Here is a 19,337-nt window from a genome sequence, read left to right on the forward strand (position 1 = left end):
GCTCACTCCCCCGCCAGCCGCGCCCCTTCCCAGGCCAGAAGCGTGCGCTTCTGCACAGGCCCCCAGCGGTAATTGTCCAGCACGCCCGTCCCCCGGATAACGCGGTGGCAGGGGATCAGCCAGGCGAGCTTGTTGGCCCCCACGGCATTACCCACGGCGCGGGCCGCACTGGGCTGCCCGATACGGTCGGCGATGCCGGCATAGGTGGTGACACCGCCATAGGGAATATCCAGCAGGGCCCGCCACACCCGCATCTGGAAGTTGGTGCCCTTCAGGTGCAGCGTCACCCGCCCCTGCCCCGATGACACGGGATCAAGGGAGGCCGCCGCCGCCCGCGTCGGCTCCGGGTCTTCCACAAACGTCGCCATCGGCCAGTCGTTGCGCAGCTCCGCCATCTGCCCCGCCGGGTCGCCATCGGCCCCGATGAAGCCGAACCAGCAGACCCCACGGTCGGTCGCGGCCAGCAGGGCTGCCCCCAGCGCCGTCTGATGCACGGCCCAGCGGATGACCATGCCCTTGCCGGCGGCCTTGTATTCGCCGGGCGTCACGCCCTCTGCCACCACGAACAGGTCATGCAGGCGGGATGGGCCGGACAGGCCCAGATCCAGGCTGGCGCCCAGCAGATCATTCCCGCCTTCGCCCCGCAGCAAGGCGCGGGCATGGCCCAAAGTCGCGAATTGGGCAAAGCGTTTCGGGCTGATCCCGGCCCAGCGCTTGAACAGCCGCTGGAAATGCCACTGCGTCAGCCCAGCATCAGCCGCCAGTTCCTCCAGCGAGGGCGGTTCCTGCCAGTCGCGGGCCAACCGGTGCAGGGCACCCGCCACCAGCCGCGCCCCGCCATCGGCCAGCACCGGGTCGCGGGGATCATCGGGGGCCGGGGCGGTCTGGTCATTCATGGCGGTCAGGGCGCGCAACGGGGTGAGGGTGGATTGCGTGGCGGTCAGCATGATCGTTCCTTTCCGGTTCCTGAACCAGAAAATGACGCAAGGCCCCGCCGCCCCCCACCCGATTATTGCGGTCACTGACCCCGGATCGGACTTTAAGCCGCGTGTATATGATGACAATATACATTCATGATTGATTTGGACCGGATCACAGGGTTCGAATGGGATGCGGGCAACCTGCTCAAGAATGAGCAGAAGCACGGCGTCACCCCGGCGGAAGCCGAACAGGTCTTCCTGAACGATCCCCTGCTTCTGTCGCCCGACAGGGGACATAGTCAGTGGGAGACGCGCTTCCATGCGTTGGGGCGGACAGATGATGGCCGGTTTCTGCACCTCACCTTCACCCTGCGCGATGACCGCAGGCTGATCCGGGTGATTTCCGCCAGACCGATGAGCCGCAGGGAAAGGATGCACTATGCCAAAGAAGCTTGAACCTGTTCCCAGCTTCGCGTCGGAAGCAGAAGAACGGACATGGTGGGAAACGCATGACAGCGCCGATCATGTCGACTGGACAAAGGCGGCACGGGTGCGGTTCCCCAACCTGAAGCCCAGCACCACCGCGATTTCCCTGCGCCTGCCCGTCACGCTGCTGGAACGGATCAAGGTGGAGGCGAACAAGCGGGACGTTCCGTATCAGTCGCTGATCAAGATATGGCTGTCGGAACGGCTGGACAATCCATCCGCCGGTTGACGCACGCGCCACGCGGCCCCACCATCCCCCCTGCCACCAAAGGGAGAGCAGCCGGTGAAGGAGAAGGAGCTTCGCATCGCGCTGGTCTGTTATGGCGGGGTCAGTCTGGCCGTCTATATGCACGGCGTGACCAAGGAACTGTGGAAGCTGGTGCGGGCCAGTCAGGCCCTGCATGCGGGCCGCAACGCACACGGCAACGGCCATGCCGGCAGTTTCCAGACGGCGATGGCCGGTGATCCCCGGCCCTTCGATACCGAATCCATCTATTTCGACCTGCTGCGCGATCTGCTGCCCGACCTGTCCTTGCGCGTCCTGATCGATGTGGTCGCGGGCGCCAGTGCTGGCGGCATCAATGGTGTGCTGCTGGCCCGCGCCCTGGCCCATGATCTGGACCTGGAGCCGCTGACCAGCCTGTGGCTGGAAAATGCCGACGTGACACAGCTGCTGACGCCCGACAGCCGGGCCGGCAAATGGTCGAAATGGTTCATGCGGCCTGTGGTCTGGGCCATGACCCAGCGTCTGGAACGGCTGGCACCGGACGCGGAGGTGGCGGAGAAACTGTCGCTGTTCGTGCGGTCCCGTTGGTTCCGCCCGCCCTTTGACGGCAAGCGGCTGATGGAATTCCTGCTGGATGCCGCCCATGCCATGGGCGACAGCACGAAAAAGCCGCTGGCCAGCCTGCTGCCACGCGGCCTGCCCTTGTCGCTGCATGTGACGGTGACGGATTTCCACGGCTACACCACGCGCATCCCCGCCCATGACCCGCCGGAGATTCTGGAGCGGGAGCATCGCCACCGCTTTACGTTCCGCTATCGCCGGACCGAGGGCGATCTGGACAGCGATTTCAAGGATGACAATGTGCCGGGCCTGGTGTTCGCGGCCCGTGCGTCCGCCTCCTATCCCGGCGCCTTTCCCCCGGCCCAGGTGCGGCAGATGGACCGGCTGCTCAATGAGCGGGATGAACGGTGGGAGGGGCGGGCACGGTTCTTCGAACGCAACTTCGCCGAATATCGCCGCCAGGGGGCGGACCCCGAACAGGCCAGCTTCATCGACGGCTCCGTGCTGAACAACAAGCCGTTCGCCGCCGCCCTGTCGGCCATCGCAGGCCGCCCCGCCTATCGCGAGGTGGACCGCCGCATCGTTTATATCGATCCCAAGCCGGCGGCCCGCGTCGGTCTGGGCGGCCGGCCAGAGGCGCCGGGCTTTTTCCGCACCATCCGGGGTGCCTTGTCCGACATTCCCCGCAATGAACCCGTGCGTGATGAGCTGCTGGCCATCGCGGGCCGCAATGCCCGCATTGAGCGGCTGCGTGGCCTGCTGGATGCCGCCCGCCCGCGCGTGACCGAACAGGTGGCGCGCGTGCTGGGCGGGCCGCTGCCGCCAGCCCCCACTATCGAACAGATCCGCCATTGGCGCGATCAGGCCAGTGCAGTCGCCGCCCAGCAGGCGGGTTTCGCGTTCGAGGCTTATCTGCGTCTCAAGATCGAAGGGGCGCTGGAACATCTGGCCACGCTGCTGTCGCCATGCCTGGGCCGCGCCGATGCCGGGGCCAGACCGGCCCTGCTGGCAGCGTTGAACGGTTGGGCGCGGGCGCGCGGGGTTCTGCCCGACCGGCTGGATTTCCCCGCCGACGGGGAAAAACCGGCCTGGGTGCGGTTCCTGCGTGATTTCGACATCGCCTTCCGGGGACGGCGCCTGCGCTTCCTGATCCGGGAACTGAACGCCATCTATCCGATGGTGGGCGAAGGCGAACATGCCGATACGCGCGCCCCGGACCTGGATGAGATGAAAGCCAGCCTCTACAGCGCGCTGGAGCGGCTGCCCGGTCTGGCCGCCGATGGGTTGGGCCTGTTCAATGCCGGGGAACGGATCGCGCTCAACAACCTGATGCGCGCCGACGGGCCGGTACCATCCGCAGAGACCCTGGACCGCATGCTGCCGCAGTTGGCAGCCGTCTGGAAGCTGGAGGATCAGTCAGCGGAGATTGACGAGATCTTCGCCCTGATGGGCCTGAACTATCTGGGTCCCGCCGCGCGGCGGCAGATATTCGAGGCCTATCTGGGCTTCGCCTTCTGGGACGTGCTGACCTTTTCGACCAGCGGCTGGGTGGAGCTGGATGAATTCCACGCCATCCGCGTGGACCGCATCGCCCCACCCGATGCCCGCCTGCTGCGCCGGTCCGGGGCACCCACCGACCTGCGCAGTGCCCGCATGAACGCCTTTGGCGGCTTTTTCAGCCGCCATGACCGCGAACATGATTACCTGCTGGGCCGCCTGCACGCCGCCGAGCGTGTCATCGATCTGGTGGTGGATGCCGGCGGCATCGCCCTGTCGGAAGCCCGCATCAACGGCCTGAAACTGCGCGCCTTCCACACCGTCCTGGTGGCCGAGGAAAAACGCCTGGGCAAGGGCAACCGCGCCCTCGAACAGGTCCGCGCCTGGGTGGAGGCTTGTGGCTAAATCGTGTTTGCGTTGCCTCAAGCGCCGGCGCTGCATCCGCAGCTTGGCTTCACGCCGCACGTGCGGCGCGGCGGCAGTCGCCGCCGTCAGGGAGCTGCGGGCACCGCTTAGAACGGCCGCACGATCACCAGGATGACGATGCCGATCATCAGGACGGTCGGCACCTCGTTCAGGATGCGGAAGAACTTGGCCGGCTTGGTGTTGGCGTCATTGGCGAACATCCGCACATGCTTGGCCAGCACCCCATGCACGCCCGACATCAGCAGCACCAGCGCCAGCTTGGCATGCAGCCAGCCCTGACCCTTCATCAGCTCAGGATTCAGGGCGATCATGGCGATGCCGAAAATCCAGGTCCCGCCCATGGCCGGGTTGATGATGGCCTTCAACAGGCGGCGTTCCATCACTTTGAAGGTTTCCGACTGCACCGACCCGCGCTCTGCATCGCAATGATAGACGAACAGGCGCGGCAGATAGAGCATGCCCGCCATCCAGGCGATGATGCTGATGACATGCAGGGCCTTGATCCAGAGGTAATAATCACCCACGCCGCACCCTCCCCGTTTCGTCCTGGATATCCCGATGGACATTTGCCCATGGGTACATGCCCCGGCTAAATAGCATCTGACCAACCCTTCACCAAGCACCATGCCACGTCCGCGACAAGGGAACGCCTTGCATACACGGCGATGCGTGCTAGGTTGCCGCTCACAAAACCTCCGGCCATCCAGGCCCTGGGAACCGATATGGCCGATACCGCCCAGACCGACGCCCCCGAACAAGGGGAAGTTGAGGTCGCTCAGTTCGATGACGCGTCGCGCGATGCGCTGCATATCCTGCCCATGGCCATGCTGCCATTGGAAACGCCGGGCCTGCGCCGTGCCAAGCTGATCAAGAATGCGCGCCTGGAAACCGTCGTGGAGATTTTCCAGGACCGGTCCACCGGCAGCGGCCAGATCAGCCCCGACCATCTGGGCAGCCTGTTTCCCAGCCACAGCAAGACCCTGCGCGTCGATATGATGCAGATCAGCAAGCTGGTCCGCATCAACAGCTTCGATATCTATACGCTGCGCAAGGAGCTGCGGCGCGTCGGCATCGCGGTCAACGATGCCAAGGCCCTGCAATTGTCGGACAGCAAGCGTGCCGAACTGACCGGCTATATGAAGGATTTCACCCGCCCCCTGCTGCAGCAGGTCTATGGCGGGGAGCAGCGGCAGATCAGCGACGTGTCGGACATCCTGGCCATGCTGGCCAATCCCGACCGGGAGGAGGCGCTGGCCAACCTGCGCCTGCTGTCGGAAAAGCTGAAGGTGAAGCTGAACGAGATCCCGGACTTTCTGGAGGATTACGGCGACGTCTTCCTGTCGCTGGCCTATTTCCGGTCCTGCCTGGACGGCATCGTGCCGGAGGTGCAGAAATTCCTGAAATGGGCCATGGAGCCGAAGGCGTCGGAACTGATCGCGCGTGACCGCAATATCGTGAAGATGCTGTCGGATGTGCAGTCGAAACTGACCTCCATCACCACCTCCATCACAGGCCGGTTCGAAGCGTTCGACCGCCGGTCCAAGGATTTCTGGAACGATATCAGCGCCGACAGCTTCCGCTCGGTGCGCCACCAGATCGAAAGCCACCATGTCACCATCGGCGGCGTGCTGTGCGGTCTGGCCGTGAAGATGGCCCTGTGGAAGGCCCGCTTCCCGCAGGGCGGGGCCGGCCCCAACAAGCGCGTGGAATTCATCCGCTCCGAGATTCTGCCCGGCCTGGACCATATCCTGGCCATCGAAAACGCGGCCAGCGGGATGAAGTGAGGGGCCTCAACGTAGCGCGGATTAGCGAAGCGTAATCCGCAGAAATCCCCTCAACGTCATTCCCCCCGCAGCATCTTGCGGATCGCGTCGGCCAGAAGCTGATAGGGGTCTTCCCCCTTGGCCTTGGCCGCCCGCTGCACCTGTTCCTTGAAGCCCTTGTCGCTGGCCTGACGGCGCAGCCGTTCAATCTCCCCCTGCCGGATGCGCCCATCCAGTTCTCCCGCCTGGGGAGCGCCGGAGATGGCGGGCGCTTTCGGCGGGGCGCGCTTCACCTCACACCTCAATCACCGACATAGGTGTTGCCGACGCCGGTATTGCGGACATTGGCCTTGCCCTCATGCTTGGCGATGCGGACATTGCCGGCGCCTGATGCCACCACCGTGGGGTTGATGGCGGTGCCGTTGAATTCCAGCGAGCCGGCACCCGTCACCCGCGCCTCCAGCTCCGCCTCGCCCTCGCCGATGCTGATGCGACCGGCACCGGGGAAATCGACGCGGACCGGGCCGTTGACGCGACCGATATCCATCTCGGAATGGCCAGCGATGGACACGGCCAGACCGTTTTCCACGCGGCCCAGCGAGACATTGGCATGGCCGTTCACGTCCAGCTTGGCCGTTTCCGCCCGCTCCACCGACAGTTCGCCGGCCCCCTGCACCCGGAAATTCAGCGGCCCCTCGACCCGTTCGACGGAGACGGAACCCGATTCCAGGATATCAACCGACAGCGCCCCCACCCGTTCCGCCGCGACGTCGCCGCGCAGCAGCTGCACCGACAGCTTGGCATTCGACCGGCCACCGATGGACAGATCACCGGCCAGGCCCGCGACCGTCAGGTCGGTATCGGACGGGATGGTCAGGCGCATGTCGGTCCTGCCGACATGGGGATCGCCGCGGCCCCGGACGGTCAGCACGCCATCCTTGACGTCCAGGTCCATGTTGCTGGCACCGCTGTCGATCTCCACTCGCACCTTGTCAGACCGCGAGGAGCGTTCGATGGTGATGTCGCCGCCGATATTGACCAGTTGCACGCCCTTGGGTGCGTCAAAGGACTGCATGAGACTGCCTTCGCCCTGCTGGGTCTGGGCCTGCGCGCCCTTGGCGGCACCGGCGGCGGCGGCCACACCCAGTTCCGCCACGCGCAGGGCACCCTCGGCGATGGCCGGCACGTCCTTGCCTTCACGCTGCAACTGTGCGCGGGCGGCGGCCAGCTCGCGCTGGGCATCGGCAAGCCCTGCCTGCGCTTCCCGCAAACCCTGCATCCGCGTGGCATCGAGATCCACCCCGCGCATGGCGTCGCGCACGGCGCGTTCAACCATCTGCGGGTTCACATCGACATTCACGCGCACATCCGGCGGCTCGGGCGGTTCCGGCGGCTCAGGGGGTTCCGGTGGCTCCGGCGGTTCGGGGATATTGATATCGAAATGCGAGGAATGGCGTTCCTGCGGGCCATCAATGTCGCCGGCGGCCAGGCCCCAGCCGATGACACCCATCGCCACCAGGATGGCGGCGATGCCACCCGCCGGCACGCCGGGAGTCAGGCGCGGACGGTTGGAAAGGCTGCTGGGCGTAGTGCTGGAAAGGGCGCCATCCATGGGTCGGTTCCTGTACTTCATCGGTTACCCGTATCTCGCCTTGGATAATGCGGCTGCCCGGTCCCCCTGTCCGCCGCATTTGCAGGGGGTTTACAAATATCCGGCCTTGGTAACCGATGATAACGGATTGTTACGAACGCTTAACTCTTCATCCGCCATCCCGCCGAATAAAGCCGTGCTGCCAGCGCATAGAGCAGGACGATGGCCACCAGCAGGAACAGCGCCGATCCCCAGGGCATAGCCCCGCCCAGGATACCGTAGCGAAACCCCTCCATCGCATGGAAGATCGGGTTCAGCCGCACGATGGTGCCCAGCGTTTCCGGCATCGACTCGACCGGCGCGAACAGGCCCGACAGGAAGGAGAGTGGCGTGAACAGGAAGGTGAAATAGGCGGAGATATGGTCCCACTTGGTGCTGGCCATACCGCAGAGCAGACCGCACAGCGCCATGAACAGCGATCCGGCCAGCGCAAAACCCAGCGCCGACAGCGGGTTCGCCACCGGCAGCGGCCAGAAGAACAGGGACGCGATCCAGACCACGATGCCGCTGCCCATGCCGGCCACGACGCCGGCCAGAAGATAGGCCGGGATGGCCTCCCGCGCGCCAATGGGGGCCATCAGCTCATCGATGATATGGCCCTCGATCTTGCTATAGAGCAGCATGAAGCCGCCATTTTCCGCCGAGCGCAGCAGGATCGACAGCATGATCAGGCCCGGCACCAGATAGGACAGAACCGCGTCACCTTCCGGCGTGCCCCGCTGCGGACCCAGCCCGAACAGGAAACAGACGAAATAGATACCCGCCATCAGGGCCGGCGCGATCAGGAAGGCCGCCGCCATCTTCACCATGCGCCGCAGCTCGCGCCGGCACAGCGTCAGGAACGCCACCCAGTGGAAACCGGGCACCTGCCGGCTGATCGCGGGATTGAAGGCGCCGGCGGGGCCGCGCGTCTGTTCCATGCTCATTCCCAGCTTTCCTTCACCTTGAGCGCAATGTCGCTTCTATCGTCATCCCGGCGACAAGCCGGGACCCAGGGGTCCCAAGATCAACAGCGCCGCGATCTGGATAAAAGCGGTGGAAAGGTCGGGCATCTGATCCCTGGGTCCCGGCTTGTCGCCGGGATGACGAAGGGGGATGCCAAATCCCTCACGCCTTCAGCTTGTAACCCTTGTTGATCATCCGCCAGGCCACAAAGCCCAGGACCAGATTGATGCCCAGCATCACCAGGATGCCCGTCACCAGGGTCCCGTCCGTCTGGCCGATGAAGCCGTAGCGGAAACCGTCGATGAAATAGAAGAACGGGTTCAGATGCGCGATGAAGCGGAAGGCCGGCGGCACACTGTCGATGGAATAGAAGGTGCCCGACAGGAAGGAGAGCGGCGTCACGATGAAGTTCGTGACGACGGCCATATGGTCGAACTTGTCGGCCCAGATGCCGCCGATCAGGCCCAGCAGCGCCAGAAGCGAGGCCGCCGCCACCCCGTGGAACAGGATGAAACCGATGGAATGCAGTTGCAACGGAATGAACAAGGCGATGGCCAGCGCCGTGACCAGCCCGACAATGGCCCCGCGCACCACGCCGCCGATGACATAGGCCGCTGTCAGTTCCAGCGCGGAAATCGGCGGCATCAGCACATCGACGATATTGCCTTGCACCTTGGCCACCAGCACGGAGGAGGAGGAATTGGCAAAGGCGTTCTGGGCGATGGCCATCATGATCAGGCCGGGCGCCAGGAACAAGAGGAAGGGCACATCCCCCACCATCCGCACCACCCCGCCCAGCGCCAGGGCGAAGACGGCATAGAACAGCAGCGTGGTGACGACCGGGGCGGCGATGGTCTGTATCCAGACCTTCAGGAACCGGTGAACTTCCTTGCGGATCAGGGTGGCAAGCCCGATCCAGTTGACGGCGCCGACGGCGCGGGGCATGGGGATGGTCGGTTGCGACATGGCTTTCGGGATCTTCCGGGGCAGCGGAAAAGAGGTGCCCGACACTATACGGGCATCCGGTCGGCGGCAATGATGGCGCGAAGGCAGGGGATTGGCAGTGACGGACGACACGGGACGGGCCGGAAACGGGCGCAAGGTGGTGAAGCGGGTGACGGCAGCCTATCTGGACCGGGCGGCCCTGCATTATCTGGAGCGGTTCGCCAGTTCGGCGGCCAATCTGCGCCGGCTGCTGCTGCGCCGCGTCGATGCCTCGGCCAAGGCACACGACACCGACCCGCAGGAGGGGCGGGAATGGGTCGACGCGCTGATCGCGCGCTATGTCCGCTCCGGTCTGCTGAATGACGGGCTTTACGCGGAGATGAAGGCGTCGGGCCTGCAACGGCGCGGCGGGTCCACGCGGGTCATCCGCCAGAAGCTGATGGCCAAGGGTCTGGACGGCGATCAGGTGGAAAAGGCGCTGGGCAGCCTGGAAGGGGCCGAGGAGGGGGAGGCGGAATGGAACGCGGCGCTCGCCTATGCCCGCCGCCGCCGGCTGGGCGGCTTCCGTCCCGACCGGGGCCTGTCGGAGGAAGAGGCGCGGATGCGGCGCGACAAGGATATCGCCGCCATGGCGCGGGCCGGGTTCGACCTGGAAACCGCGCGGCGGGTGATCGACAAGGAGGGGGAGGAATAGCCCTCCCCCACAAAAAATCTACTACTCGCTCTGGATCTGCTGGCGGGCCGTGTCCAGCAACGTCTCCAGTTCCTTTTCGATGCGGTGCTCCGACACGTCCACGCCCTTGGCCTGGAAATCGGCCAGGATGCGGCGGACGATATCCTTGTGGCCCGGCTCCTCGAAATCGACGGTGACGATCTGCTTGGCATAGGCGGCGGCATCGTCGCCGGTCAGGCCCAGCAGGCCGGCGGCCCACAGGCCGGCCAGCTTGGCGCGGCGGGCGAAGACACGGAATTGCACTTCTTCGTCATGCTTGAACTTGTTTTCGAAGGCTTGTTCGCGTTCGTCAAACGTCGTCATTTTTAATCCTCTGCTGGCGGGTCGAACGTAAGAGCCCTAGCCCTTATATATGCCCGATGTGACATAAGCCACCATCCCGCCCATCCTGACCATAGGGATGGACAGGTCTTCAGGAAACGCGGAAGGTCGACGCCGCCATGTGTACACTTGTGATCCTGCGCCGCCCCGGCCATGACTGGCCCCTGCTGCTGGCCGGCAACCGGGACGAGATGAAGGGACGGCCCTGGAAGCCGCCGGCCCGCCACTGGCCCGACCGGCCGGAGGTGATGGCCGGCATCGATGAAACGGCGGGCGGGTCCTGGCTGGGCCTGAACGACCATGGCGTCGTGGCCACCGTGCTGAACCGTGAAGGCACGCTGGGCCCCATGGCGGGCAAGCGGTCGCGGGGCGAACTGGTACTGGATGCCCTGGACCATGCCGATGCCGCCAGCGCCGCCGAGGCCCTGGCCCATCTGGATGGCCGCGCCTATCGGCCCTTCAACCTGGTGGTGGCCGACAATCGCGACGCGTTCTGCCTGTCCCTGACCGGGGAAAGCCGGCGGGTGCGGGTGGAAACGGTCCCGGCGGGCCTGTCCATGGTCGCGGCCTCCGATCTGAACGACCCCGACCATCCCCGCCTGCGTTTCTTCCGCCCCTTGTTCCAGGCGGCACCCGTGCCAGATCCCGCACAGGATGACTGGTCCGGCTGGACCCCGCTGCTGGGTAGCCGCATCTGGGACGGGGATGCCGGCCCGCGCGGGGCCATGTGCATCGTGACGCCCAGCGGGTTTGAGACGGGCAGCTCCGCCCTGGTGGCCCTGCCTTCCATCGACCGGCTGGGCACCAAACCGCGCTTCCTGTTCGCGCCCGGACGGCCCGATCAGGTGGCGTTCGCGCCTGTCGCCCTCTGATCACCGCCACCCAGCACTGACCCGCCCGCATCGCTGGTTTCATTGTGCGGAGGCGCGTTGCTTGCTATAGGGTGGGGCGTCGGACCCGCTGGTTTTGCCATGCGGGTCCGTCTCCCTTTGGCTGGAACGATTGCTGGACACCAGACCCATGACGCGACGCCGGCGCATCTACGAAGGCAAGGCCAAGATTCTGTATGAAGGCCCTGAGCCTGGCACCCTGGTCCAGTACTTCAAGGACGACGCGACCGCCTTCAATGCCCAGAAGAAGGGCACGATTACGGGCAAGGGCGTCCTGAACAACCGCATCAGTGAATATCTGATGACGAAGCTGGGCGAGATTGGCATCCCCAATCATTTCGTGCGCCGCCTCAACATGCGTGAGCAGTTGGTGCGCGAGGTGGAGATCATCCCCATTGAGGTGGTGGTCCGCAATATCGCCGCCGGGTCCCTGACAAAGCGTTTCGCCATTCCCGAAGGCACGCCCCTGCCCCGCTCCATCGTTGAATATTATTTCAAGAACGATGAGCTGGGCGACCCGATGGTCTCCGAAGAGCATATCACGGCCTTCGGCTGGGCGGCCCCGCAGGATCTGGACGACATGCTGTCGCTGGCCCTGCGCATCAACGACTATCTGAATGGTCTGTTCCTGGGCATCGGCCTGAAGCTGGTGGACTTCAAGGTGGAGTTCGGCCGGCTTTATGAGAATGAAGAGATGCGCATCATCCTGGCCGACGAGATCAGCCCGGATAATTGCCGTCTGTGGGACGCCAAGACCAACGAGAAGCTGGACAAGGACCGTTTCCGCCAGGACCTGGGCAATGTTGCCGAGGCCTATCAGGAAGTGGCCCGCCGCCTGGGTATCCTGCCCGAGGCCGGCCCCGGCGACCATACCGCGCCCAAGCTGGTGCAGTAAGTTTTGATCTTCCATTGCTGAAAAGGGTTCTCCCATGAAGGCCAAGGTCGTTGTGACGCTGAAGAACGGCGTGCTGGACCCGCAGGGCAAGGCCATCGGCCATGCCCTGACCAATCTGGGTTTCGATGGCGTCGGCGAAGTCCGTCAGGGCAAGCTGATCGAGCTGGAGGTCGCCGAGACCGACCCGGCCAAGGCCAAGGCCCAGATCGAGGAAATGTGCCGCAAGCTGCTGGCCAACACCGTGATCGAGAATTACGCGATCGAACTGGTGGCCTAAAGTCTTGTCGGGGTTCGGCGATGCCTCACCCGCGACCTACGAAGGAAGAGTGCCGTAGGTCGCAGGTGAGCGGAACGCGAACCCCGACAATGACCGTGCCAAGCAAAAAGGGGCGCCCCACAGCGCCCCTTTTTGCTTGCTGAGTTGAGATATTCGCGGCCAGCGGCTACAGGATGGTTCAAGGACCTTCCTTTGGGGAAAACCACCCGATGCGCCAAATCCGTCTGTCCCGCCTGCTTGCCGCCGCCCTGATCCTGGCGGCCCCCGCATCGCTGACCCTGCCGGCATCGGCTGCGGGTCAGGATGATGTGCTGAAATGCCTGGGCATCGTCGATAATGGCGCCCGTCTGGCCTGTTACGACCGCACGGTTCCGGCCCTGCGCCACACGCCGCAGCCGCCCACCGCCCCATCGGCCCCCGTGGCTCCGGCGGCCCCCGCCGTCGCGGCGCCGGTGAACAAGGAACAGGCCTTCGGCGCCGAACGCATCGACCGCAAGGATGCCCCCGCCGGCACGGTGGCGCAGGAAGCTGAAAGCATCACGGCCAAGCTGACCAGCGTCAGCCAGCAGACCGTGGACCGCTACACCTTCACCCTCGACAATGGTCAGGTCTGGTCCCAGGTCGTCGCCCGCTCCGTCGCCAATGCCAAGCCGGGCAAGGAAGTGAAGATCGAAAAGGGCATGTTCGGCAGCTTCACCATGACCATCGACGGCGTCACCGGCATCATCAAGGTCCGCCGGGTGAAGTAGGGGCGGGTGGACTTGTTTTCCGGCAAAGGTCCACGGGCGCCATGGTTGAAGTTTGTCAGGTCCAGGTGGAACCGCCCTTTTTCGTCATCCCGGCGAAAGCCGGGACCCAGGGGCCGTAGGAGCAGCCGTTGACGCTGCCTTGACCAACACAGCCGATAGGTTGGGCGTTTGGCACTGGGTCCCGGCTTTCGCCGGGATGACGAAGTGTAACGCCTCAACGTGAACCCGACCGGTACCGATGTGATCCCCCTTGACCGTGTTCCGTAAATGAGATTTTATCTCTTTTATGGAACACGACATTGATACACGTCTGGCCGCGCGTCTGGCCCAATTGCGCCGTGATGCCGGCTGGTCGCTGGATGATCTGGCGGCGCGCAGCGGTGTGCCCAAGGCCACCCTGTCCCGGCTGGAACGCGGGGAGACCAGCCCCACGGCCAGCCTGCTGGGCAAGCTCTGCGCCGCCCATGGCCGCCCCATGTCCCGCCTTCTGGCGGAGGTGGAGGCCGAACCCGCCCTGCTGATCCGCGCAGGCGACCAGCCCGTCTGGACCGATCCCACCAACGGCTTCGTGCGCCGCTCCCTGTCACCGCCCGCAGCAGGGCTGGAGACGGAGATGATCCACGGCACCCTGCCGCCCGGTACCATCATCGATTATGACGCCCCGCCCGTGCCGGGCCTGGAACAGCATATCTGGCTGCTGGACGGGCGGCTTGAATACCGGCTGGATGGGGTGGCCCATGTGCTGGAACCAGGCGACGTCCTGCGCTTCCGGCTTTACGGCGCCTCGCGCTTTCACGCGCTGGGTGACGCGCCCGCCCGCTACATCATCGCCATCACCCGACCCTGAAGGTTCATCCATGCGTTACGACATCGTCACGGCTGGTGCGGAGGATTTCGCGGCGGCGATACCGGATCTTGCCTGTGTCCTGGGGAGTTGCGTCGCCAGCGGGGCCGCCGTCGGCTTCATCCCACCCCTGGACCTGGATAGCGCCGCCGCCTTCTGGCGCGGACAGGAAGGGGCCGTGCGGTCGGGGGAGAAGCAGATATTGCTGGCCATGACGGAAACGGGCCGCATCATCGGCACTGTCACCCTGGCGCTGGCACCACAGGTCAACGGCACCCACCGGGCGGAGATTGCCAAGATGCTGGTGCATCCCGATGCGCGGCGTCAGGGCATCGCAGCCAGCCTGCTGAAACGCGCGGAGGAGGTGGCAAGGTCCAAGGGCCGCCGGCTGCTGGTGCTGGATACGCGGGAGGGCGACGATGCCGAACGTCTTTATGCCCGCCTGGGCTGGCAAAGCTGCGGCACCATCCCGGATTATGCCCTGAATGGCGACGGCACCAGCCACACGACCCATGTCATGTATCGGCAGCTGCCGGCAGCACCCGCCGGCCTGAGCATCGAACCGGCCAGCCCCGATGCCCAAGACGCCATCCCCCTGATCGACGCCCTGTCCGCCGATCTGGCCGCACGGTTCGGCAGTGACGGGCGCGGCGGGCTGGCCGGGTGGGACGCGGTGGCGGACCGGTCCCTGTTCGCCCTGGCGCGTCTGGACGGGGTGCCCGTGGGCTGCGGCGCCGTGCGGCCCTGGGAGGATGGAGAAGTGGCGGAGATCAAGCGCATGTATGCCGTGCCGGGCAGTACCGGCGTGGGTGCCGCCATCCTGTCCTTTCTGGAGGATGGGGCACGGCGGCTGGGCTATCGCCGACTGGTGCTGGAAACACGCTGGGCCAATGACCGGGCCGTCTCCTTCTACCGCCGCCATGGCTACCGGCTTGTGCCCAACTACGGGACCTATCAGGGATGGGTGGAATCCGCCTGTTTTGGCAAGATATTGTAGGCCAAACCCACTGCCGCCCGTACAGGTTGACGCAAAGGGCGCATCTGGTCAGGATGCGGCCCAGTGGATACCAGGGTTTGGGGGGAGTGGGAGATGGCACGGCTGACGGATCGCGTGGCCCTGATCACGGGGGCGGGCAACAATATCGGGCGGGCGGTAGCGCTTGCCTTCGCCCGCGAAGGGGCCGACCTGATCCTGCAATATGAGGATGACGCCCAGTCCAATGCCGTCAGCGAACTGTCGCGGGAGGTGGAACGCCATGGTCGCCGCGTGCTGGCGCTGCGTACCGACGTGACCCATGCCGATGGCGCCTATGGCTTGGTAGAAACTGCCGTCACGGGCCTGGGCCGCGTCGATATCCTGGTCAACAATGCCGGGCTGCGGCCCGCCATCTCCTTCATCGACACCACCGCCGAACAGTTTGACGTGGTGATGGCCGCCAATGTGCGCTCGGCCTTCATGATGACGCGCATGGTCCTGCCGCTGATGTTCGCGCAGAATTACGGGCGCATCGTCACCACCGTATCGGATGTCGCCTATCACGGCGCGCCCGGCTACACGCTCTATGGCGCCGCCGCCGGTGCGCTGCTGGGCTTCACGCGCAGCCTGGTTCACGATATCGGCCCGCGCAACGTCACCGCCAACTGCGTGGCCCCCGGCGCCATCGACCCCAAGGCGGGATCACCTGTGGCCCAGGCCGGGGTGGACGCCCTGCGCCGCGCCCTGCCCAGCCAGCGCCTGGGCAGCGTTGACGATGTCACGCCCGCCTATCTGTTCCTGGCGTCCGACGATGCCAACCACATGATTGGCCAATGCATCAGCCCGTGTGGCGGCGCGGTGATGCTGTAGTCATGGCCGGTAGCCCTGCGTAGCGCGGATTAGCGAAGCGTAATCCGCGGAAACCCCGGCCCCGTTGCTCTGCGGATTACGCTTCGCTAATCCGCGCTACGATTCTGCCGCCGGATCAATCTGACACGTCACCATTTGAACTATGCCTCGACCCGGTCCCCCGGGGCGGCCATCAGGTCCGGGTAACCCGTCACCCAGACATTCCCGTCCTCCACACGGACCCCGGCCCCGAACCGGCGCAGCAGGTCCAGCGCCGGTTCCATCCCCGGCAGCATTGTGACGCCCGTCCGCCCCGGACTGTTCAGCCCGGCCAGCAGCAGGCCCATCCCGTCCGCCGCACCCAGCCCTTCATGCAGCGCCGGCAGCGGCCATGGCGTGCCCGTGATGGCACCCGGCAGCAGATCGCCCCGGCGCAGGGTCAGCCGCGCGCCCACCCGTTCCAGCGCCGGACGCAGCCCCGTCAGCGACACCGACTCGGCGGCCAGAACGGCTGTGACATCATGCGCGGCCAGCGCACCGGCCAGCAGCGGCACCGCCCCCGGTCGCGGCCCCAGATCCAGGACCCGGTCCGGTTCACGCCATCCCCCCATCCCCCTTCCCTGTATCCGCCAGGCCTCCCCCCCCTTCACCATGGCGCCCAGGGCCGTCAGGGCATGCGCCAGCGCGTCCAGGCCATGCGTGTCGCGGACATGCACATGCGCGCCGCCCCGCGCCAGGGCAGCCAGGATCAGGGCCAGGGAGGGCAGGTCGATCGCAGACATGATCCGGCCTTCGGTGGGGGATTTATGGGGACCGGGCATAGCATGGACGGACGGCACCGCAAAGCATGCCGGCCCCGTTTCAAAGGCCCCGCATGGCGGCACCACGCGCGAACCGTGACAGTTCCGTTTGACAGGGGCGCTAAGCCATGGCAGATGCGGCCTGAACCGCGGCGCATGTCCTGGCGCGCGTGATTGACGGAGGTATTGCCGTGGCCAAGGCCGAGTGGGGTATCAAGCGCATCTGCCCGAATTGCGGCGGGCGTTATTATGACATGAAGAAGGACCCGCCGACCTGCCCGTCGTGCGGTACCGTGTTCGATCCCGAAGCGCTGCTGAAGTCGCGCCGCGCCCGTCCCATGCCGGTGGAGGACGTCAAGAAGGTGGTCGCCCCGCGCGACGACGAGGAAGCGTTGGATACGGAGGTCGAGGAGGAACTGGACGAGGCCGCCGATATCGCCGATGACGATGTCGACGTGGCCGACGCGCTGGAAGCCGACGAGGTCGATGACGCCGTGGGCGAGGACGAGGACGTCCTACTGGAAGATGCTGACGAGCTGGATGACGGCGACGACATGGGCGAAGTGGTCGATGTCGAGGGTGAGGAGGAGGTCTGATTCTCCCCCGTTCGGGCCGGCGATGTCAGAAATCCGTCACCGGCCCGAATTTTCTGCTTGCATCCCTGCACGAGTTTCTAGATAAACCCGCGCACGGCGCTGACGACCCAGACAGCGCCAAAAGTTTCGGGGCCATAGCTCAGCTGGGAGAGCGCTACAATGGCATTGTAGAGGTCAGCGGTTCGATCCCGCTTGGCTCCACCAAATCGAAAAGGCTCCGCTGGACACAGCGGGGCCTTTGTCGTTTCGGGCCTTTGACAAATGACGGGTCCGCTTCTGGCCAGGGGGATGGAACCACCGGGCTGGATTGCCGCTATTTCAGTCCTCGGGGCGCTGCTGATACCCGCTGTCCGACCGGTATTCGTTGCAGGTTCTCAAATAAAAATCCCGAATCATGCACCATTGGCCCCATGCCACTTCCGCTCGGTGGCATTTGATTCTTTACATTTCCGCCCCTATAAGTGCCGGCCAGGGGCGTTACTTGGTTGTCGAAATCCAAACCCCGAATGGACTAGCCAAAACAGATATGAATTCACGGATCGGCCCCGGGCCGGTCACGGCGAAGCCATGATCGGGCAGGTAAATCCAAAGGCAGGGGCGGCAACCATCCTTTATGGATCGAGAAAAATGTCTGGTAGCTTGCGGGCGGGTACGCCCAACGATGATACGCTGCTTTCCCAGTCGCCGCGCGACACGCTGGCCGGCGGTGCCGGCGACGATATCTATGATGTCCTGCATTACGGCACGGTGGTGCGGGAGCTGCAGGATGGTGGCTACGATGTTGTGGTCGCCCATATCGACTATGTCCTGCCCGACTTTGTGGAGGATCTGGTCCTGGACTATGCGGCGCGGGGGCATCAGCCCAACCCGGCCAGCGCCGGCGCCCTGATCGGCATCGGCAACCGCATGGACAACACCATCGCGGGCAACGCCCTGAACAATGTCATCAAGGGCATGGCCGGCAATGACACGCTGCTGGGCAATGGCGGCGATGATGTCCTGGAGGGCGGTGACGGCAACGACCTGCTGTCCGGCGGGTCCGGCAATGACACGCTCTATGGCGGGGCCGGCAATGATGATCTGGCCGGCGGCATCGGTGACGATGTCATCATCGGCGGGGCCGGCGATGACCGTATCTTCGGCAATGATGGGCTGGATGTGGTCCGCTATGACGGACGTCTGGGCTTCATCGGCGGTGACCATGCCTATATCCGTGACGCCAATGGCGGCATCACCGTCAGCAGCGTGAATGGCGATGGCGTCGACACCCTGACGGGGGTCGAACTGGTGGTGTTCGGCCTGGATGTGCTGGTCAACAGCCTGCCCACGCCCGGCACGGCCCGCAATGGCTTTGACGAGAAGCTGTATCTGTCGATGAATGCCGACGTGGCCGCCGCCGTCCGCAATGGCAGCATCGCCAGCGGTCAGGAACATTTCCGCCAGTTCGGGGAACGGGAGGGGCGCGACCCCAATGCCCTATTCGACACAGACTATTATCTGGCAAACAACAAGGATGTGGCTGCCGCCGTGGCGCGCGGGCAGATCACGGCCTGGTCGCATTACAGCAATTACGGCTGGAAGGAAGGGCGCGACCCGTCGGCCTATTTCAATACCCGCGCCTATCTGGAGGCCAATGACGATGTCGGGGCCAGCGGCATGAATCCGTTGCTGCATTTCCTGCATATCGGCGCCGACCAGGGCCGTCTGGCCCAACTGTCGAACAGCACGCTGGACTGGATCGGGTAATCCGGGTGCCCTGGCTCTCCTTTCAGGCGGAAGCCAGGGCCCTCAACGGAAACCGCGAATATCGCACCTTCAGTATTATCAAAAATGAAATCAATCTCGCCTCAACGCCCATAATATCCAAAATAAATAGAGAAGTTTCTATTGTTTCTATTTGAAAAAATCTGTTGATCATTTGCAAAAATGTGCAACATTCGCCTTACAGGGGTGATGATTGGCGTGACCGGCCTTCCGGAGCGGGGCC

22 protein-coding genes and 1 tRNA gene are annotated in these 19,337 nt (G+C 64.9%); 15 read left to right on the forward strand and 8 right to left on the reverse strand.

Features of this window, described 5'->3' with window-relative positions; all coding sequences use genetic code 11:
• Window positions 1-2: 2 nt before the first annotated feature.
• A complete protein-coding gene (locus ACODSP_RS10035) occupies window positions 3-947 on the reverse strand; it encodes a methylated-DNA--[protein]-cysteine S-methyltransferase (RefSeq protein WP_488965461.1) in 945 nt (314 codons plus the stop codon).
• A gap of 126 nt (window positions 948-1,073) precedes the next feature.
• Here ACODSP_RS10035 and ACODSP_RS10040 point away from each other — a divergent pair, with 126 nt between their 5' ends.
• The 3 genes from ACODSP_RS10040 to ACODSP_RS10050 are packed head-to-tail and all read left to right on the forward strand — an operon-like array spanning window position 1,074 to window position 4,095.
• Window positions 1,074-1,376, forward strand: coding sequence for a BrnT family toxin (locus tag ACODSP_RS10040; RefSeq protein WP_488965462.1), 303 nt, complete (start codon window positions 1,074-1,076; stop codon window positions 1,374-1,376).
• On the forward strand, window positions 1,360-1,635 hold the full coding sequence (locus tag ACODSP_RS10045; protein ID WP_488965463.1) for a BrnA antitoxin family protein: 276 nt from the start codon (window positions 1,360-1,362) through the stop codon (window positions 1,633-1,635). Before ACODSP_RS10040 ends, ACODSP_RS10045 begins: the two co-directional genes overlap by 17 nt.
• Window positions 1,636-1,689: 54 nt before the next feature.
• A complete protein-coding gene (locus tag ACODSP_RS10050) occupies window positions 1,690-4,095 on the forward strand; it encodes a patatin-like protein (protein WP_488965464.1) in 2,406 nt (801 codons plus the stop codon).
• A gap of 107 nt (window positions 4,096-4,202) precedes the next feature.
• On the opposite strand, the gene hemJ is transcribed toward ACODSP_RS10050, so the two are convergent.
• On the reverse strand, window positions 4,203-4,640 hold the full coding sequence (gene hemJ / locus ACODSP_RS10055; protein WP_488965465.1) for a protoporphyrinogen oxidase HemJ: 438 nt from the start codon (window positions 4,638-4,640) through the stop codon (window positions 4,203-4,205).
• 198 nt (window positions 4,641-4,838) lie between these two features.
• Between hemJ and ACODSP_RS10060 the strand changes: the two genes are divergently transcribed.
• Entirely contained in the window at window positions 4,839-5,900 is a 1,062-nt protein-coding gene (locus ACODSP_RS10060) for a hypothetical protein (RefSeq protein ID WP_488965466.1), read from the forward strand.
• A 56-nt stretch (window positions 5,901-5,956) separates the two neighbouring features.
• On the opposite strand, the gene ACODSP_RS10065 is transcribed toward ACODSP_RS10060, so the two are convergent.
• The 4 genes from ACODSP_RS10065 to ACODSP_RS10080 form a co-directional block, all read right to left on the reverse strand.
• A complete protein-coding gene (locus ACODSP_RS10065; protein ID WP_488965467.1) occupies window positions 5,957-6,172 on the reverse strand; it encodes a hypothetical protein in 216 nt (71 codons plus the stop codon).
• Window positions 6,173-6,180: 8 nt separating this feature from the next.
• The gene (locus ACODSP_RS10070; RefSeq protein WP_488965468.1) at window positions 6,181-7,491 is read right to left on the reverse strand and encodes a GIN domain-containing protein; all 1,311 of its coding nucleotides are present in this window, start codon (window positions 7,489-7,491) and stop codon (window positions 6,181-6,183) included.
• A gap of 140 nt (window positions 7,492-7,631) precedes the next feature.
• Window positions 7,632-8,456, reverse strand: a complete 825-nt coding sequence (locus tag ACODSP_RS10075) for an ABC transporter permease (protein ID WP_488965469.1) — start codon at window positions 8,454-8,456, stop codon at window positions 7,632-7,634.
• Between the two features lie 181 nt (window positions 8,457-8,637).
• A complete protein-coding gene (locus ACODSP_RS10080) occupies window positions 8,638-9,441 on the reverse strand; it encodes an ABC transporter permease (protein WP_488965470.1) in 804 nt (267 codons plus the stop codon).
• 97 nt (window positions 9,442-9,538) lie between these two features.
• On the opposite strand from ACODSP_RS10080, the gene ACODSP_RS10085 reads away from it, so the two are divergent.
• A complete protein-coding gene (locus ACODSP_RS10085) occupies window positions 9,539-10,114 on the forward strand; it encodes a regulatory protein RecX (RefSeq protein ID WP_488965471.1) in 576 nt (191 codons plus the stop codon).
• Window positions 10,115-10,135: 21 nt separating this feature from the next.
• On the opposite strand, the gene ACODSP_RS10090 is transcribed toward ACODSP_RS10085, so the two are convergent.
• Entirely contained in the window at window positions 10,136-10,456 is a 321-nt protein-coding gene (locus ACODSP_RS10090; RefSeq protein WP_488965472.1) for a DUF1476 domain-containing protein, read from the reverse strand.
• A 137-nt stretch (window positions 10,457-10,593) separates the two neighbouring features.
• Between ACODSP_RS10090 and ACODSP_RS10095 the strand changes: the two genes are divergently transcribed.
• The 7 genes from ACODSP_RS10095 (at window position 10,594) to ACODSP_RS10125 (ending at window position 15,975) form a co-directional block, all read left to right on the forward strand.
• A complete protein-coding gene (locus tag ACODSP_RS10095; protein ID WP_488965473.1) occupies window positions 10,594-11,346 on the forward strand; it encodes an NRDE family protein in 753 nt (250 codons plus the stop codon).
• 148 nt (window positions 11,347-11,494) lie between these two features.
• On the forward strand, window positions 11,495-12,259 hold the full coding sequence (purC, locus tag ACODSP_RS10100) for a phosphoribosylaminoimidazolesuccinocarboxamide synthase (RefSeq protein ID WP_488965474.1): 765 nt from the start codon (window positions 11,495-11,497) through the stop codon (window positions 12,257-12,259).
• 34 nt (window positions 12,260-12,293) lie between these two features.
• Entirely contained in the window at window positions 12,294-12,536 is a 243-nt protein-coding gene (purS, locus tag ACODSP_RS10105; RefSeq protein ID WP_488965475.1) for a phosphoribosylformylglycinamidine synthase subunit PurS, read from the forward strand.
• Window positions 12,537-12,745: 209 nt separating this feature from the next.
• Window positions 12,746-13,285, forward strand: a complete 540-nt coding sequence (locus ACODSP_RS10110) for a hypothetical protein (RefSeq protein WP_488965476.1) — start codon at window positions 12,746-12,748, stop codon at window positions 13,283-13,285.
• A 286-nt stretch (window positions 13,286-13,571) separates the two neighbouring features.
• Window positions 13,572-14,132 carry a helix-turn-helix domain-containing protein gene (locus ACODSP_RS10115; protein WP_488965477.1) on the forward strand — a complete coding sequence of 187 codons (561 nt, stop codon included), beginning with the start codon at window positions 13,572-13,574 and terminating at the stop codon, window positions 14,130-14,132.
• 10 nt (window positions 14,133-14,142) lie between these two features.
• Entirely contained in the window at window positions 14,143-15,126 is a 984-nt protein-coding gene (locus tag ACODSP_RS10120) for a GNAT family N-acetyltransferase (protein ID WP_488965478.1), read from the forward strand.
• A gap of 93 nt (window positions 15,127-15,219) precedes the next feature.
• A complete protein-coding gene (locus tag ACODSP_RS10125; RefSeq protein ID WP_488965479.1) occupies window positions 15,220-15,975 on the forward strand; it encodes an SDR family NAD(P)-dependent oxidoreductase in 756 nt (251 codons plus the stop codon).
• A 140-nt stretch (window positions 15,976-16,115) separates the two neighbouring features.
• On the opposite strand, the gene ACODSP_RS10130 is transcribed toward ACODSP_RS10125, so the two are convergent.
• Window positions 16,116-16,736, reverse strand: a complete 621-nt coding sequence (locus ACODSP_RS10130; RefSeq protein WP_488965480.1) for a 3-phosphoshikimate 1-carboxyvinyltransferase — start codon at window positions 16,734-16,736, stop codon at window positions 16,116-16,118.
• 188 nt (window positions 16,737-16,924) lie between these two features.
• On the opposite strand from ACODSP_RS10130, the gene ACODSP_RS10135 reads away from it, so the two are divergent.
• The 3 genes from ACODSP_RS10135 (at window position 16,925) to ACODSP_RS10145 (ending at window position 19,096) form a co-directional block, all read left to right on the forward strand.
• Window positions 16,925-17,350: a TIGR02300 family protein gene (locus ACODSP_RS10135; RefSeq protein ID WP_488965481.1), complete on the forward strand. Its 426-nt coding sequence runs from the start codon at window positions 16,925-16,927 to the stop codon at window positions 17,348-17,350.
• A gap of 128 nt (window positions 17,351-17,478) precedes the next feature.
• A tRNA-Ala gene (locus ACODSP_RS10140) sits at window positions 17,479-17,554 on the forward strand.
• Between the two features lie 423 nt (window positions 17,555-17,977).
• Window positions 17,978-19,096, forward strand: a complete 1,119-nt coding sequence (locus ACODSP_RS10145; protein ID WP_488965482.1) for a calcium-binding protein — start codon at window positions 17,978-17,980, stop codon at window positions 19,094-19,096.
• Window positions 19,097-19,337 lie beyond the last annotated feature (241 nt).

It is taken from the genome of Niveispirillum sp. FG156, assembly GCF_057809555.1.